This window comes from Sphingobacterium humi (assembly GCF_009768885.1).
Classification (GTDB): Bacteria; Bacteroidota; Bacteroidia; order Sphingobacteriales; family Sphingobacteriaceae; genus Sphingobacterium; species Sphingobacterium humi.
In genome coordinates, this window is the sequence record NZ_WSQA01000002.1 from 435,781 (window position 1) to 450,211 (window position 14,431).

Annotated in this window: 12 protein-coding genes and 1 tRNA gene; 4 read left to right on the forward strand and 9 right to left on the reverse strand. The window is 45.1% G+C overall.

What is annotated here, in order from left to right; genetic code table 11:
* Positions 1-53 precede the first annotated feature (53 nt).
* The 3 genes from GQF63_RS04165 to GQF63_RS04175 all read right to left on the reverse strand — a co-directional run bounded on the left by GQF63_RS04165 (position 54) and on the right by GQF63_RS04175 (position 4,873).
* Entirely contained in the window at positions 54-899 is an 846-nt protein-coding gene (locus tag GQF63_RS04165; protein ID WP_160367846.1) for a sugar phosphate isomerase/epimerase family protein, read from the reverse strand.
* 337 nt (positions 900-1,236) lie between these two features.
* A complete protein-coding gene (locus GQF63_RS04170) occupies positions 1,237-4,392 on the reverse strand; it encodes a PVC-type heme-binding CxxCH protein (protein ID WP_160367847.1) in 3,156 nt (1,051 codons plus the stop codon).
* A 145-nt stretch (positions 4,393-4,537) separates the two neighbouring features.
* Positions 4,538-4,873, reverse strand: a complete 336-nt coding sequence (locus GQF63_RS04175; RefSeq protein WP_160367848.1) for a phosphoribosylpyrophosphate synthetase — start codon at positions 4,871-4,873, stop codon at positions 4,538-4,540.
* A 150-nt stretch (positions 4,874-5,023) separates the two neighbouring features.
* Here GQF63_RS04175 and GQF63_RS04180 point away from each other — a divergent pair, with 150 nt between their 5' ends.
* Together GQF63_RS04180 and GQF63_RS04185 are read left to right on the forward strand one after the other, a co-directional pair.
* Positions 5,024-6,082 carry an endonuclease/exonuclease/phosphatase family protein gene (locus GQF63_RS04180; RefSeq protein ID WP_160367849.1) on the forward strand — a complete coding sequence of 353 codons (1,059 nt, stop codon included), beginning with the start codon at positions 5,024-5,026 and terminating at the stop codon, positions 6,080-6,082.
* A 77-nt stretch (positions 6,083-6,159) separates the two neighbouring features.
* Positions 6,160-7,032 (forward strand): SH3 domain-containing protein, encoded by an 873-nt coding sequence (locus GQF63_RS04185; RefSeq protein WP_212592463.1) that lies wholly within the window; start codon positions 6,160-6,162, stop codon positions 7,030-7,032.
* A 66-nt stretch (positions 7,033-7,098) separates the two neighbouring features.
* Here the strand turns inward: GQF63_RS04185 and bioA are convergent, their stop codons facing one another.
* From bioA to GQF63_RS04210, 5 genes are read right to left on the reverse strand one after another with little or no spacing between them, the layout of a single operon-like run.
* Complete coding sequence (gene bioA, locus GQF63_RS04190; protein ID WP_160367851.1) at positions 7,099-8,367, reverse strand: adenosylmethionine--8-amino-7-oxononanoate transaminase; 1,269 nt, start codon at positions 8,365-8,367, stop codon at positions 7,099-7,101.
* Positions 8,352-9,344, reverse strand: a complete 993-nt coding sequence (gene bioB / locus GQF63_RS04195; protein ID WP_160367852.1) for a biotin synthase BioB — start codon at positions 9,342-9,344, stop codon at positions 8,352-8,354. The genes bioA and bioB overlap by 16 nt, the downstream gene beginning before the upstream one ends.
* Positions 9,345-9,356: 12 nt before the next feature.
* Entirely contained in the window at positions 9,357-9,956 is a 600-nt protein-coding gene (gene bioD / locus GQF63_RS04200; protein ID WP_160367853.1) for a dethiobiotin synthase, read from the reverse strand.
* Positions 9,949-11,058, reverse strand: a complete 1,110-nt coding sequence (locus tag GQF63_RS04205; protein ID WP_160367854.1) for an aminotransferase class I/II-fold pyridoxal phosphate-dependent enzyme — start codon at positions 11,056-11,058, stop codon at positions 9,949-9,951. The genes bioD and GQF63_RS04205 overlap by 8 nt, the downstream gene beginning before the upstream one ends.
* On the reverse strand, positions 11,036-11,662 hold the full coding sequence (locus GQF63_RS04210; protein ID WP_160367855.1) for a hypothetical protein: 627 nt from the start codon (positions 11,660-11,662) through the stop codon (positions 11,036-11,038). The genes GQF63_RS04205 and GQF63_RS04210 overlap by 23 nt, the downstream gene beginning before the upstream one ends.
* A gap of 64 nt (positions 11,663-11,726) precedes the next feature.
* On the opposite strand from GQF63_RS04210, the gene GQF63_RS04215 reads away from it, so the two are divergent.
* Positions 11,727-13,202, forward strand: a complete 1,476-nt coding sequence (locus GQF63_RS04215) for an aminotransferase-like domain-containing protein (RefSeq protein WP_160367856.1) — start codon at positions 11,727-11,729, stop codon at positions 13,200-13,202.
* Here GQF63_RS04215 and GQF63_RS04220 read toward each other — a convergent pair.
* A complete protein-coding gene (locus GQF63_RS04220) occupies positions 13,199-13,618 on the reverse strand; it encodes a hypothetical protein (RefSeq protein WP_160367857.1) in 420 nt (139 codons plus the stop codon). The two genes, GQF63_RS04215 and GQF63_RS04220, sit on opposite strands and share 4 nt — an antisense overlap.
* A gap of 527 nt (positions 13,619-14,145) precedes the next feature.
* Between GQF63_RS04220 and GQF63_RS04225 the strand changes: the two genes are divergently transcribed.
* Positions 14,146-14,219 (forward strand) — tRNA-His (locus tag GQF63_RS04225).
* Positions 14,220-14,431: the final 212 nt, after the last annotated feature.

A 14,431-nucleotide genomic window follows, 5' to 3' on the forward strand; every position in this document is an offset into this window, starting at 1 on the left:
TTAAAAATCAAATTCAATCCAGGTTGGTTACTCCTGGATTGAACGTAGGTTTCTTACGGTTTTTGCAAGCTTTCCTGAATAAAGCGATAGCCTTCTTCGGCAATCTCCCAAGGATCGGAATACTCACGCCATACATTGATCGCATTGGCGAAATCAGGATCTGCTCGAGAAAAAGACTCAATCGTATACCAGCCCTCGTAATTCGCATCCTTGAGGGCTTTGAAAGACTCCTCCCAACGCACTAGCCCTTTCCCCGGCGTACCGCGGTCGTTCTCACTGATGTGCACATGGGCCAGGTAGGGTTGAATCTGCGCCACAGCAGTTGCAATATTTTTCTCTTCGATATTAGCGTGATGGGTATCATACATGGCGCGTACCTGCGGATGATTGCATAGGGCCATCAACTCGGCTAACTGCCCCATAGTATTGGCTAAATAACTCTCGAAACGGTTGACCGCTTCTAAAGCTAAGACCACATCGGCCTGCTGTGCGTAATCGCCGGCAGCACGTAAGGCTTCCGCGCTCCAGGCTAATTCTTGTTGGGTTGGAGCCGCCCGCGAAAAGGTGCCATGCGCCGAATGAAACGGACCACATATCACCTTTGCACCCAAATCATGCGCCCGATCTATGGCCCATTTTATTTTATCAAGCCCTTGTTGCCGAACGGCAGCATCGCTAGCAATAGGATTATCATTCGCTCCTAATACAAATACGCCGGTAATTTCAAGATCTAACGATTTGGCCTGGGCCGCTAATGCCCGATATTCTTGCGAATCCGGTGATCCGATCAGCACCTCGATGCCATCGTAGCCTATGGCTTTCAAGCGATCGAGTAAAGGAAAAACACTGGCAGATACACCTGCAGACCATGGTAATAAGTTAAATCCGATTTTATTCATAAGAACTGAAGTTTTAAGGTATTAGTGTTGTTGTAAGCTATGTTCTTAATCGATGGTTTCTAATTAGTTAGCCGTCATTGCTGCGGCCAAGCGTATTCTCCATCTAATTTAATTAAAAATCTAAAACGTAGGGAATGAGGTACTTCTTTTTTTATCGATGGCATTCCTTTGCTTTCTGTGTCGACAGTAATCCTCCCCAATGCTATTGGGGAGGCTGGGAGAAACTGTCGTTACTATAATATATGAAACTAAATAGCGTAGCAGGTGATGTTCAAGGGGGCGTGTTAAAGCCTATAAAAAATTCACTCCCCCTATTCCATCAGTATTTATGCCCATTTTAATCTTTTTCTAAAGGGTGCTCCTTCAATAAGTCATCCGGCGCATAGAACCCTTTTTTATCTTTTATGGCTTCACGAACAGCCTTCACCTTGGCCGCTGAAATGACCCCGGCCTTATTGCCGAAGGTATTTCGAACATAGGTGAGTACATCCGCAATTTCCTGATCGTTCATCATGGCGCCAAATGGGGTCATCGGCACTTGACCCGGATATTTCTTGCCATTCACCTCTATAGGTCCTAACAATCCATTTAGCGTCAGCTTTATTAAGCGATCCTCACTGCCTGTTACCCATTTACTGGCATGCAATGGCGGGAATCCCGATACATCTAAGCCTTTTCCATTCGGTTGGTGACAGGTGATGCAATAGCCTTCTTTCGCGTAAAGAATGGCACCGCGTTTAAACTGGGCTAAATCTTCCCCTTTTAAACTGGTTCGCAAGCTTCCCCCTTCTGCCTTCGGTTTCACCGACTTATTATGCAGGTGCGCCCAAGAGGTAGTATAGGCAGGTTTGTTCCATTTATCTAAACTGGTCGTATCGATGGCATTCATGATATCAATTCCTACGGCAGGCTGAAACCAGGAGGCAGCTGTAATAGCTTCCAATTTCACCCTTCCGTTATCATCTTTGGCCGCCTTTAACAGCAGGTCTTTGTAATTCGGAATCTTATTGCTGTTATAGCGAATGGCATGAACCGCAGCAGACCGTGCGTGGTAGTCATTTGACGCTAATAAGGTTTCAACTAATTTGGTATCGATTTTATTGGCACCCCAAGTCACCCACATGGCTTCCGTTAATAAATGCAGGTATTTCGGATCTTTGGTATCTAGGTTTTTTGCCCATGCGATCGTTTTCTTCGCAACTTCATCGGCATTACGCATACGAAGTTCTGAACGGGTTCTGTAGCGCGTGCGGTATTCCGGTAGATGTAGATTCTCTAACAGCTCGTCGATGCTTGCGCCATCAATCTTTGCTGGTTTTACCAAAGGACGTGAAGGATAGGTTACCCGATAAATGCGGCCATGCACATGGTCACGCAAAGGATCGCGAGCATTATGCTGCATATGCCCGATCAGCATATTATGCCAATCTACCACATACAAGGAGCCATCCGGAGCAAACTCTAAATCGACAGGGCGGAAGTTTTTATCATCCGACCAGAAGAAATCATGCCTGAAATGGGAGGCAAAGCCTGTGCCCTCATCGGTAAAGGTATGTTGTTTAGCGCCTAAGAATCCAATGGTATTATTGATCAAATAATCGCCTTGCACCTCATCCGGAAAGTGCCGTGAGGACACAAATTCCAATCCGGAGGTCGGACGAACGCGTTGGGTACTGTCTACTAAGGTAAAGGATTTATCATTGGCTTCGCCGTAGCGAGATTTCGATGATCCCGGCAACATCCAACGAACATCAGGTCCGGAGGTTTCCGCAAAGATCATCTGTCCCCAATTGTCGGTGGCTAATCCCCAAGGATTCGGGATGGAAACCTGCGCCATCCGCTCCAAGCGTTTATTCTGTGGCGAATAGCGGTAGAATCCTCCGTTCGTCGCACGTACTGGCCCATAGGATGTTTCTACATCGGTATGCAAGAATACGCCCTCGGCCATAATAATAGCACCCGAAGGATCCATGGTATAGGCACTATGCGCGTGATGGGTATCATGGTCGTCAAAGCCACTTAAAATAATCTCTTTTTTATCGGCTTTACCATCGCCATCGGTATCTTTTAATAGCACCAGGTTTTTCCCTTGGGAAACATATACCCCTTCAGGAGTAAATTCAAAACCGATCGGTAAGTGTAAGTTATCGGCAAAAACAGATTGCTTGTCTGCTTTGCCATCGTTATCTGTATCTTCTAGGATGATGATTTTATCGTTAGGTTTACCATCACCGGCTTTCCAATGTGGGTAGCTTGGCATGGTGGCTACCCAAAGGCGCCCCTTATTATCAAAAGAAAGCTGTACCGGATTGGCTAAATCGGGGAATTGCTCTTCCGATGCAAATAGCTCAATCTTATAGCCCGGCGCAGTATGAAACTTTGCCAATGCTTCCGCACCATATAAATAGCGGTCAGGACCATCGCCTACTCCGGCATAGTTGGTTTTTACTTCAGGCAGCTTTAGGGTATTTTTATCCATACTGGCTAAATCCACTTGCTCGCCATGTGCTGCTTTCCAAATGGCTGTATCGCGTATCTCGCCTAACTGGCGAAGCTTTTTGATTTCAAAAGGATAATTATCAGGGCCAAAAGGATTAAATCGACGGCCATAAGCATGCACGCCATTCGGAATTTTAAAGTCTTGATTCCAGATCCACTCTTTCTCTAAAACAGCTTGTTTAATCTGATCTTTATGGGCTGAAGGCTTTCCTTCTCCTTTCCCAAAAATGCTTGTTACGAGGTAATCAGCAAACTTAGCGTAGGCTGCTTCGGTCAGTTGGGAGCCATCAATGGTGAGGTCTTCGTTGTTATCTATATACCAGTTATTCGTTACGGAAAACACATCCAAAAAGGGAACTTCCTTTTCCTTGGCAATAGCAGCCATAGCATCTGCATACAACTTAATATTGGCGTTTATTTCTTTTCCATCGGGCAAATCATATTTTCCTGATAGGTTTTCAAAGGCTATTGGAGATACTAAAACCAGCGTAGTCCCTTTCCCTCCATTATAATCTTGCTTGCGGGTATGATCGATAAAGGCGGCGATTTCTCCTTTGAAATTCGCTAGCCCATCCTCGCCTTTAAACGATTCATTATAACCAAAGAATCCGATTATCACATCTGGTTTCAAGGTAGTTAACCACTGATCTTCGGTCGGGAAATGGCCTTCACTACCAGTATTGATATCGTAATCCGGATTAAAAGCTTCGGCACCATCGAATGCCCAAGGCGAATTGCGGGAGGCATGCGGCCTGAACCCGGCTGTATAGCCCGGAGTACACATATTGCGGATGTAGAGCAGGCTATCGGGAAAACGCGCGTGGAGTTCCGTATCAAAGTCGCCGTAGTTCATCATCCTAGATCCCAGGTTGTTACCAATCAGCACAATCCGCGATCCTTTATGGATGCTCACAGGTTCCATCGAGGGCTTCTTCGCACAGGAAAGCACAAAAAACAACGATGCAATTAAGAATAAGGAATTCAATAGGCGCATAAAGCAGTGTAAGTATAGGTTTATTTATTCAACACAAAAAAGATTGCTCTTTGTAGATGTTAAACTCAAATATATGCTTCCCCTGCCATATAGGTATCCTGTACTATCCTGATAGTCCCTTAAAGGTATAGAATTGTTACGAAGGCTAGTTTGTGTCGCGCGATCTGCGGTACAGTTCTTCCACCAACTTAGAGGAGCGGTAGCTAAAGTCAGCTCCAAAACTATTGATTACCAACCCTTTTATCAGGTTGTCTCGGGAGGATACCGCGAAAACAATGCTCTCATCCGCGGGATCAGTCATCCCTTCGAATCGGTAGATTCCATCAATTAAAAAGTCATCGGGCGATAATTCCATTTCATGGGAAGAACAGTAGAGGCACTCGCCATCTTCCCGGATTAAAAAATCAGCAGTATAACCTAAAGCCACTAAGTCGTTTACTGCTTCACTCAAGGTGTCATACGATTTTCTTTGAATAGCCATGGTCGGTAATATTAGGTAGCTTAAAGTTACTTAATAAAAGCTGAAAACATTGCTCGTCAAAAACCATCTTACAGCAAAATGACTTTATTAAGCAACAATAGCATGAAAATTGCAATCTGAACGAATAAATACGAAAATAACGTAGCATTTATGATCATCACTTTCTATTGCACTGGTATAATCTTACTCATATTCAGCCTCTTGCCTTTCATCCGCAAAGACCACTGGACGTTTCGGGTGTTCGAATACCCCCGAATCCAAAAGTTAGTCTTGACTCTACTATGGTTAGGGTTCTGGCTTATTTTTAGCCCAAAAGACCAAACCGGCTTATTGGTATTGGGTGTATTGATGCTGGCCAATACCATCTATTTGCTCTTTCAGATTCTGCCATTTACCCTATTTGGTAAAAAACAAGTCTTAAAGGCAAAGGCAATAAGCGAAGAAAACAGCCTGAAGATTATGATATCGAATGTCTATGAGGATAATGACAATTACCAAGGCTGTTTAACGGTTATCCGGCAGAACAATCCCGACCTTCTGTTGCTATTGGAGACTAACCATGCCTGGGCTAGAGAAATGGAAAGACTGGATCAGGATTATCCACATGCGATTAAAGTGCCAATTGACAATACCTATGGGATGTTGCTATTCTCCAAATTCCCGCTAGCCAATAGCGAGGTAAAATACCTCGTAGAGGAGCATATCCCATCTATCCATACCCAACTCAGCTTGCCTAGCGGGCAAGCCGTACAGATTTACGCTGTCCACCCGACTCCACCGGTTCCTAATGAGAATCCGCGCTCTACCGAACGTGATAAGGAACTGCTATTAGTTGCTGACATGGCAAAAGCCAGCGACTTACCCGTGGTGGTTATCGGCGATTTAAATGATGTCGCTTGGAGCTATACCACGGAGCTCTTCCTCAAGATGAGCGAGCTCTTGGATCCTCGCCGTGGCCGTGGATTCTTCAATACCTTCCACGCGAAGCAGCCGCTTCTTCAATTCCCTTTAGATCACGCGTTTATATCTGCTCACTTTAAGTTTATTGAGATGCGAAAGCTCAATAATTTCGACTCCGACCATTATCCTATTTTTGTTCATATTTCCTTTTCCCCGGAAAACGAAAAACAACAAGAGGATAAGCAATTGGACGCCAGCCAAGACGACAAGGAGCTCGCTGAAGAAAAGAAACAGGCAGACACCGATTAACTCCCTATTTTCAGGGATAGGCCAGCCACAATTTCTTACTTATCTTTAGCCTTTGAAACTATACGAATCACGTTGCTATGAAAACCAGCACACTAATAATCACTATACTTTGTTTGTTTAGAGTTTGCCAACAAGCACAGGCTCAGGATGAACCTGCAGCCTATGAGGTTTTAGCGAACCAAGCTAACTTTTGGAATCCGCATGCTGATAAACCGGCGAGCATCTTTGTGAATATGGCTTACATCCGTCAGGAGCCTTCCAGCCGAAGCCAACTGATCGATTCTCTTGCTATTGGAACTCCTATTACTTTTCTGGATGCGGAAGCCATAAACCCGACCCTCATCCGTGGGATGTTGCTTCCATGGCAGAGAATACGCTATCATAAAAATAACCAAGCAAAAGAAGGCTATATCTGGATTGGATCTGTAAGCTTAGATCAGCAAAAGGATGAGCAATCGGGGTTAACCTTTATGCATGGCTTTGCATGGGCAAGTGTGCAGGATGAAAACAACTACTATTGGGTAGAAGCAAAAGTATTGGACAAACAGAACCAATTACTTAACAGCAAAGGATTCGCATACTTCCCTAGCGATCAATCGTATACCACGATGGAGCTACACAATAACCGTGGCTTGCTGCATAGCAAAAACATCCTGGAGATCTTCTTCTCGGGAGAAGCCTGCGGCATTTCCACCGAAACTTTTACCCTCAGTTGGAATGGTAGCCAATTGTACGAACTGCCTAAAACCATGGGCGTATCGGACGCCGGTATTTTTTATTACGGCGAGGAACTGAAATACAGCAAACAAAAAGTAGAGGGCAAGCAGCTCATCTTTAAAGACATTATTCAAGGAGAAGTGATTGATGAAACTGCGGAAGAACCGAAATACAAGGAAACAAAAAAACAGGAACGCTATACCTGGGATGGCCAAAAGTATCAACTGCTTTAGTAAAGGCCTAAAGTGAGAACAGTTAAAAAATCCCGGAACTGCAAGAAGTTTGTTCCGGGATTTTGTTTATTTCCATCGCGCCAGCTCCTCGAGAACAGCCTCATATATACCCGCTAATGCAGTTTCGCTTATGCAGTATGGCGGTAAAATATAAACCGTATTACCCAAAGGCCGCAGCACAATACCTCGATCCATAAAGCGCTGGTACAAGATCACCTGAATGTTATTGAAATAAGAAGTCTCCCCGGCTTTCCAGTCAAAAGCCAGAATCGTCCCTTGCTGCCGCACCTGCTCCACCCCAGGGTTGGAGGCTAAGCGTGTAGCAAACGCCGCATGCTGCTTGGCAATACGCTGAATATTGCGAAGTGTATCCTCTTTAAGCAGCAGATCCATACTTGCCAAAGAAGCCGCACAGGCAATAGGGCTTGCCGTAAAGGAATGTCCATGGAAGAAAGCCTTCCGCTTCTCATCCTGATAGAACGCTTGATAGAGCTGTTCAGAACAGCTTGTAATCCCCATAGCCATGGTGCCTCCGGTTAATCCTTTAGAAAAACACATCACATCGGGTTGCTCCGTCAGCTGATCTGTGGCAAATAAAGTTCCTGTTCTTCCAAAGCCCACAAACACCTCATCCTGAATGAGTAAAACCCCTTCTTCTCGACATACCTTCATCAAGGCCGACAAGTCTTCCGGACGATGCATCAACATGCCTCCTGCCCCTTGCACCAATGGTTCGTAGATAAAACAAGCGATATCCGCAGCTTCCTTACGAATGAGTTCAGTTAAGCTAGCGAGGTTGTCCGCACTAGGCGGATCAATAAATAGCACATCGAATAGCAGGTCTTGGAAAGGTGCCGTCCATACTCCACGCTCGCTTACCGACATGGCACCGAAGGTATCCCCATGATAGCTATTTTTAAAGGCCAATATCTTCCGCTTTTGTTGCCCTTGATTATGCGCATACTGAATACACATCTTCAACGCCACTTCCACCGCCGTAGAACCATTATCGGAATAAAAGACTTTCTCTTGCGAAGAAGGAAGCAGCTTTAACAGGCGCTCACCCAATTCGATAGCAGGCTCATGCGTAAATCCCGCAAAGATAACCTGCTCCAAGCTTAACAATTGCTGATACACGCGCTCCGCGATATAAGGATGCGCATGCCCATGGATGGTGACCCACCAAGAAGATACAGCATCCAGATAAGCTTTGCCATCCGCCGCATAGAGGTAAGCCCCCTTTCCCGAAACAATAGGAATATGCTGTGTGGTTTTCATCTGGCTATAGGGATGCCAGTTTACTGCCCTATCGCGTGCTATTAATTCATCGAACATGTGTTCTTCACCTCCTTTTTCATCGGCTTTAAGCCCAGATTCTTCAATAATTGCATATCCTCATCCACGCCCGGGTTTGGTGTCACAAGCAAGGTCTGACGCTCGCCGGTAAAGATAGAGTTTGCGCCGGCCATAAAACACCAAGCCTGCTCTACCTCGGTCATTTCAATACGTCCTGCACTTAAGCGAACCATCGACGATGGCAATACGATACGGGCCGTCGCAATCATACGCACCATTTCCCACACATCCACCTTAGGCAAGTTTTCCAAAGGAGTTCCTGCCACCCGTGCTAGGGCATTAATTGGCACCGATTCCGGATGCTTCTCCATATTCGCTAGGGTCATCAGCATCGATATCCTATCAGTAGGCGATTCTCCCAATCCGATAATCCCACCCGAGCAAACCGTAATTCCTGCCTTTCGCACATGCTTAATGGTTTCCAAACGGTTATCAAACTTACGCGTCGAGATAATTTCATCATAAAACTCCTCTGAGGTGTCTAGGTTATGGTTGTAGGCATATAAGCCGGCCTCTTGCAAGCGCTGTGCCTGGCTTTCGGTCAACATCCCTAAGGTGCAGCATACCTCCAGGCCCATTTCATTTACCCCTTTCACCATATCGATAATGCGGTCGAAATCCCGATTATCCCGAACTTCGCGCCATGCCGCCGCCATACAGAAGCGAGACGAGCCCGCATCCTTGGCTTTCTGCGCATGGGCCAATACCGTTTCCGTAGGCAATAAAGCCTGCACCTTAATATCCGTATGATAGCGTGCCGCCTGCCCGCAATAGGAACAATCCTCCGGACAGCCGCCAGTCTTTACCGACAATAAGGTTGAAATCTGCACTTCATCGGCTGGATGCCATGCCCGATGTACACTCGCAGCTTGATACACCAAGTCCAGCAAGGGGCTATTGTAAATCGCCAATAATTCGTCTTTGGTCCAGTCGTGCCTTAATTCTTGTTTCTTCATTTCTTCTTAGTATTAAAATACGTGTTTGTTCAATTCTTCTGCGGATAGCTTATCGAGCCAAGGCAAATCCATACAAGTGGTCTCCGGCCCTACCTGTGCCTGGATAAGCTGTTTGGTAGAAGCTAAAAAGGGCCCGTTAAATAGCAAGTATGCCACAGGAATACCCCTGCTTTTTAGGGCTTCTAGCGATAATAGGCTATGGTTAATGCATCCTAAATAATCGGATAGCACCAACACAACCGGCAGGCGCAATTGCGCTATTAAATCGATCATAAAGTGCTGCTCATTAAGGGGCACAAAAAGTCCTCCTGCCCCTTCCACAATTAGGTTTGCTTCGGTTTCGGGCAGCTTAAATTCGCTTAGGTTTATTTCCAGCCCATCAATGGCTGCCGCGTAATGCGGCGAGGCCGGCGTTTGAAGCCTATAGCGCTCCGGATGAATACGCACCTGACCATCCAGCAGCTGATGAATCATCATGCTGTCGGAGGCTGCTAAATCGCCCGACTGCAGCGGCTTCCAATAGTCGGCATTCCATTTTTTCACCAACATGGCGGAGGCCATTGTTTTCCCAACCCCCGTTCCAATTCCACTTACAAATAGTTTCTTACTCATGATTCCAATGGTTTAGGATTGCTCCTAATGCGTTTATTTCTTCTATGCTATTATCGCTATGCAGGGTGATGCGCAATCGGGATGTCCCCTCAGCTACCGTAGGAGGCAAAATCGGGTACACCTGAAAGCCCTCCCTAAGTAAATGATTGCTTAATTCCTTCAGCTTGGCCGCATCAGCCATCAACCAAGGTTGTATGGGGCTATCCGTTTTTTGTGCATTCGGGCCAAGATTTAAAGCTTGATAAGCAGCGATATTCGCTTGCAATTGCCCTGATAGTTTAGGATGCTTCTCTATAAATCGATAGGCCTCCAAAATCGTAACAGCAGAAATGAGAGGCATCGCCGTACTGTAGATCAAGGGACTAGCGAAATTCAACAAGTATTCTTTCAGCGTTGCCCTTCCTAATACAGCTGCCCCGTGGCTGCCCATAGCCTTGCCATAGGTAACAACTGTAGCAAATACCTGATCAGATAGGCCCCATTGCGCCAGCAAGCCCACCCCATAGACCCCAATGGCATGTGCCTCATCCACAATAACCTGAGCCTGGTATTGCTTTGCCAAGTCGAGGATCGCTTGCAAAGGCGCCACATCGCCATCCATGGAATAGAGGCTTTCCACTAAAATCCAAATCTTACCGTTACAGCGTTGCAGCAGCGCTTCCAGATGCGCCAAATCGTTATGCTTAAACTTCCACTGCTGCGCATGGTTCATCCGACAGCCATCATGTACCGAGCGATGGATTTGTTCATCCAGCAGCACATAATCTCCTTTTTGAGGCAGGCAACTGAGCAGAGCCAGGTTTGCAACATAACCCGAAGGGAAAAGCAAAGCCGCTTCTTGTTGATGCCGATTCGCAATGGCCTTTTCGATATTTTCCAGCAAGTCGGAATTGCCGGATATTAACCGGGAGCCCGTTGCCCCATTCAAGAGCGCAGGATTTCCTTTCAATAGGTTCATCAAACGTTCCTGAAAGGCTGAGTTGCGAGTTAGGCCCAGATAATCATTGGAGCAGAAATCGCCCCCCGGAGGCATAACACGCAGCTTACGCAGGTTTCCCAGGGCTTGTCTTTCCCGTAATTTAGCCTGCCAATTGCTGTTCATGTTGTTTTACCTCCTGCCCAACCGCTAGCATCCAGGCCTCAAATAAGCGAGCTTCAATTGCCAAAACGGCATCAGCATGATTACGCCAGTCTGCATCAAATTGCTCCAGCTGGGCTATCATTTCTTCCAAATGGCCTTCTTCTTCCAGAATAATAGATTTCACCATCACCCTAGATCCTTGCGCTGTCAGCTGCTCTTGGTAAATGGGATATAACTCATCGGCACGAACCTCAATAGCATAGGTCACAAATAAGTAGGCCGCATATTTTAAGGCCTTGGCATCTAAATCAAAGTGCTTCTTTAAATAGCGACAGGCTTGGATATCCAGGCTATGTAAATAATACTGCGTATGCTTCGCTGCTAGCAAATCTTGCACTTCGTAAAAAGCAAAGCCTTTCACGGGCAGCTTCTGAATTTGCTTCTTCAAATAATAGGCATGCCGATGTTCTTCTGCGGCATGTTTCAATTGCATTAAATTGCAGCTCACCCGATCTTCGCAAGCCGATATCTTGCGGGCACCCGCATTTTCCATGAAAGAAAGGGTATTTAACCACTTGGCGTGGAGCTGATCTGTTTCGACAATTTGTTGGATAATAGCCTTCATATTTTCCTATTTCCAGCAAAAGTATTACCTTGCCGGCAGGTTAGCACCTACCAGTTTAGATATCATGAATAGTCCGGTTAGCATTCCATATAAAAGTTTCATTCAATTTGACCGCTATGCCAACCAGCCGATTTTCTTGCAGATTGCCCAGCAGCTTATCCAGGCTATTGCACGTGGCCAACTTCCTTCAGGCACCAAGCTATTGGGAACACGGCAGTTAAGCGAACTCTTGGACGTCCATCGCAATACCATTTCTGCTGTTTATGAAGATCTCTGCGCCCAAGGATGGGTGGAGGTGATACCAAACAAGGGTACTTTTATTTCCTCTGAGCTGCCATTATTTTCAGGCAGCAGCAGCACGAACTTTCAATACCCCAAGGAAACAGGTTATGCCTTTCAAAAGTCGATTTTGCTTGACAATCCCTATGAAAAAATTAATTGTGAACTGAGTTTTAACGATGGCAGTCCGGATATTCGCCTCACGCAGATCGATGACCTTTCCCGGATTTACAGCGCGAACTTAAAGCGGAAGATCAACCGGAAGAAAATGGGCTATTACAATCATGATGGCAGTGAATATTTAAAGGAGCAACTCACCCAATACCTGCAACTCTCGCGAGGCCTGGCCATTGGCACAGAAAACCTGTTGATTACCCGTAGCGTGGAGATGAGTTTGTATATTATTGCCGAGATTATCCTAGAACCCATGGACACCGTTGTCGTGGCAGACCTTGGCTATTTCTCCGCCAATATGATTTTTCAAAAAGCGGGCAACAAAATTAAAACCATTCCGGTGGATGCAGACGGCCTAGATACGAAAGCCTTGGCCGACCTATGTGCACAAGAGCCCATACGCATGGTTTATGTGACGCCCCAGCAACATTATCCCACTACCGTGAGCCTAAGTGCCCAGCGACGCCTAGAGTTATTGCAATTGGCGAAAACCTATGGATTCATTATTGTGGAGGATGATTATGACTATGATTTCCATTATGAAAAACAACCGCTCCTGCCCTTGGCCAGCAACGACCAAGCAGGCATGGTGATCTATGTTGGCTCGTTTGGAAAATCACTCGCCCCCGGATTCCGAACCGGCTTTATCGTGGCACCCGAAAATATTATGTATGAAATGCGGAAACACCTAGGTATAATCGATAGGCAAGGCGATATTCTCATGGAGCAAGCCTTAGGCGAATTGATCGAAGAAGGGGTAGTCGATCGGCATTTAAAGAAATCGTTAAAGGAATACAAGTTCAGGCGCGATAACCTGGCTGATTTGCTGGAGCAGCATTTTAAAGGCCTCATCAGGTTTCAAGTACCCAAGGGAGGCTTAGCCTTATGGCTAACTTGGCAACAGCCCATTAACCTGTATCAACTTAGCAGAAAATGCCAGGAGTTGAACCTTTTTCTACCTAAAAACCTGCTTTACCAAACACCCAGCGTTTGTGGAACACGCATTGGTTTTGGCAATCTCTCGCCCAATGAAATGGAAGCGAGTATAAAAATCTTACAACAGGCCTTGTGGAAGCTAAATGCTTAACTTTCTACTTCTTGGCTGGAAGCTTGGCGCGATAGGCCCTTTTTGCAATGGATGTACATACGCTTATACTTCACAATCTCCCGCGAGTTGGAAAGATAGGTCATCTTCGCGCCTTTGAAAACAATGTCTGCCGCCTTCTCTTCCAAACGGATGACAAAGTCTAAAAACTTCTTAAAGAGCAGCCTACGCTCCGTAGTGGTAAAGGTACTACGTTCACAAAGTTGAATAATCATCTCCTCATCGAAATGCAAACTAATGCGATTCGATTTTTTGTTCAAAAAATAAACAATAGGATCGGGACCATTATTTGGGAAAATGCCAAAGCCAATGAGCCCTTGCGGATTATTAAACACGTAGGCATAAAAATGGAAGGTACCAACTAATGCTGATTCAACCAATATATTTTTGCTAAACATGATTAAATAATTTAAGATTAAATTGTTTGTTGTTCAGTTTATAACCAAAGATAGTTGATTTTAGGTGTCCTCATATCCCGTCAATTTCCTGTTTTTATGATTTAAATCATATTACTATATTAAATATACTAGCAAATAGCGGTTTAAACTATAAAGATTTATTTTTATACAATCTGTTAATATTTCACAAAAATGTTACAGAAAATTAATAGACATAATCGATTTAATAAACTTTATACCAGCAGTTTATCAGGATACAACTTGCAATTACAAGTTTAAACATTTATTTAAAACCTGATATTGAAGTCCTCTGACCTCCTATACTCCAATTTTCATGCGTAATACTTGAAAAGTAGCAGGTATAATGGTTATAGGCCCATGGAATCCTTGAATTACGCCAACAAATCGAGCCTATTCCAAAAAATATCTTCTTAGAAATGAGCCTATTTGCAATTTAAACGCGATTTTTAACGAAAAAGATTTGGAGGATATAGAATATAGTCCTACTTTTGTATCACAAAATCACGGTAGGTATAGCTCAGTTGGTTAGAGCACTAGATTGTGGTTCTAGGGGTCGTGGGTTCGAGCCCCATTACTTACCCGCTTCTAAAGGCTTCTCTGAAAAGAGAGGCTTTTTTTTTATGGGCAAAATGGGGGCTAATGCGGGGCAGGGAAAGGAGAGGATCAGGATCAGTTTCAAAACCTGTGGACTAAGCAAATAATTTGGTCAATCTAAATAAGAAAAAGTTGACATCTCCTACACCTCTGAACTGACTTCTGAACGCCTTTATCTTAGCATTAAACGATTCTGCT

What these genes read in the sequence shown, in the direction of transcription:
- GQF63_RS04165 (WP_160367846.1), bottom strand. Translation starts at nt 899, where the DNA reads ATGAATAAAATCGGATTTAACTTATTACCATGGTCTGCAGGTGTATCT.
- GQF63_RS04170 (WP_160367847.1), bottom strand. Translation starts at nt 4,392, where the DNA reads ATGCGCCTATTGAATTCCTTATTCTTAATTGCATCGTTGTTTTTTGTG.
- GQF63_RS04175 (WP_160367848.1), bottom strand. Translation starts at nt 4,873, where the DNA reads ATGGCTATTCAAAGAAAATCGTATGACACCTTGAGTGAAGCAGTAAAC.
- GQF63_RS04180 (WP_160367849.1), top strand. Translation starts at nt 5,024, where the DNA reads ATGATCATCACTTTCTATTGCACTGGTATAATCTTACTCATATTCAGC.
- GQF63_RS04185 (WP_212592463.1), top strand. Translation starts at nt 6,160, where the DNA reads ATGAAAACCAGCACACTAATAATCACTATACTTTGTTTGTTTAGAGTT.
- bioA (WP_160367851.1), bottom strand. Translation starts at nt 8,367, where the DNA reads ATGTTCGATGAATTAATAGCACGCGATAGGGCAGTAAACTGGCATCCC.
- bioB (WP_160367852.1), bottom strand. Translation starts at nt 9,344, where the DNA reads ATGAAGAAACAAGAATTAAGGCACGACTGGACCAAAGACGAATTATTG.
- bioD (WP_160367853.1), bottom strand. Translation starts at nt 9,956, where the DNA reads ATGAGTAAGAAACTATTTGTAAGTGGAATTGGAACGGGGGTTGGGAAA.
- GQF63_RS04205 (WP_160367854.1), bottom strand. Translation starts at nt 11,058, where the DNA reads ATGAACAGCAATTGGCAGGCTAAATTACGGGAAAGACAAGCCCTGGGA.
- GQF63_RS04210 (WP_160367855.1), bottom strand. Translation starts at nt 11,662, where the DNA reads ATGAAGGCTATTATCCAACAAATTGTCGAAACAGATCAGCTCCACGCC.
- GQF63_RS04215 (WP_160367856.1), top strand. Translation starts at nt 11,727, where the DNA reads ATGAATAGTCCGGTTAGCATTCCATATAAAAGTTTCATTCAATTTGAC.
- GQF63_RS04220 (WP_160367857.1), bottom strand. Translation starts at nt 13,618, where the DNA reads ATGTTTAGCAAAAATATATTGGTTGAATCAGCATTAGTTGGTACCTTC.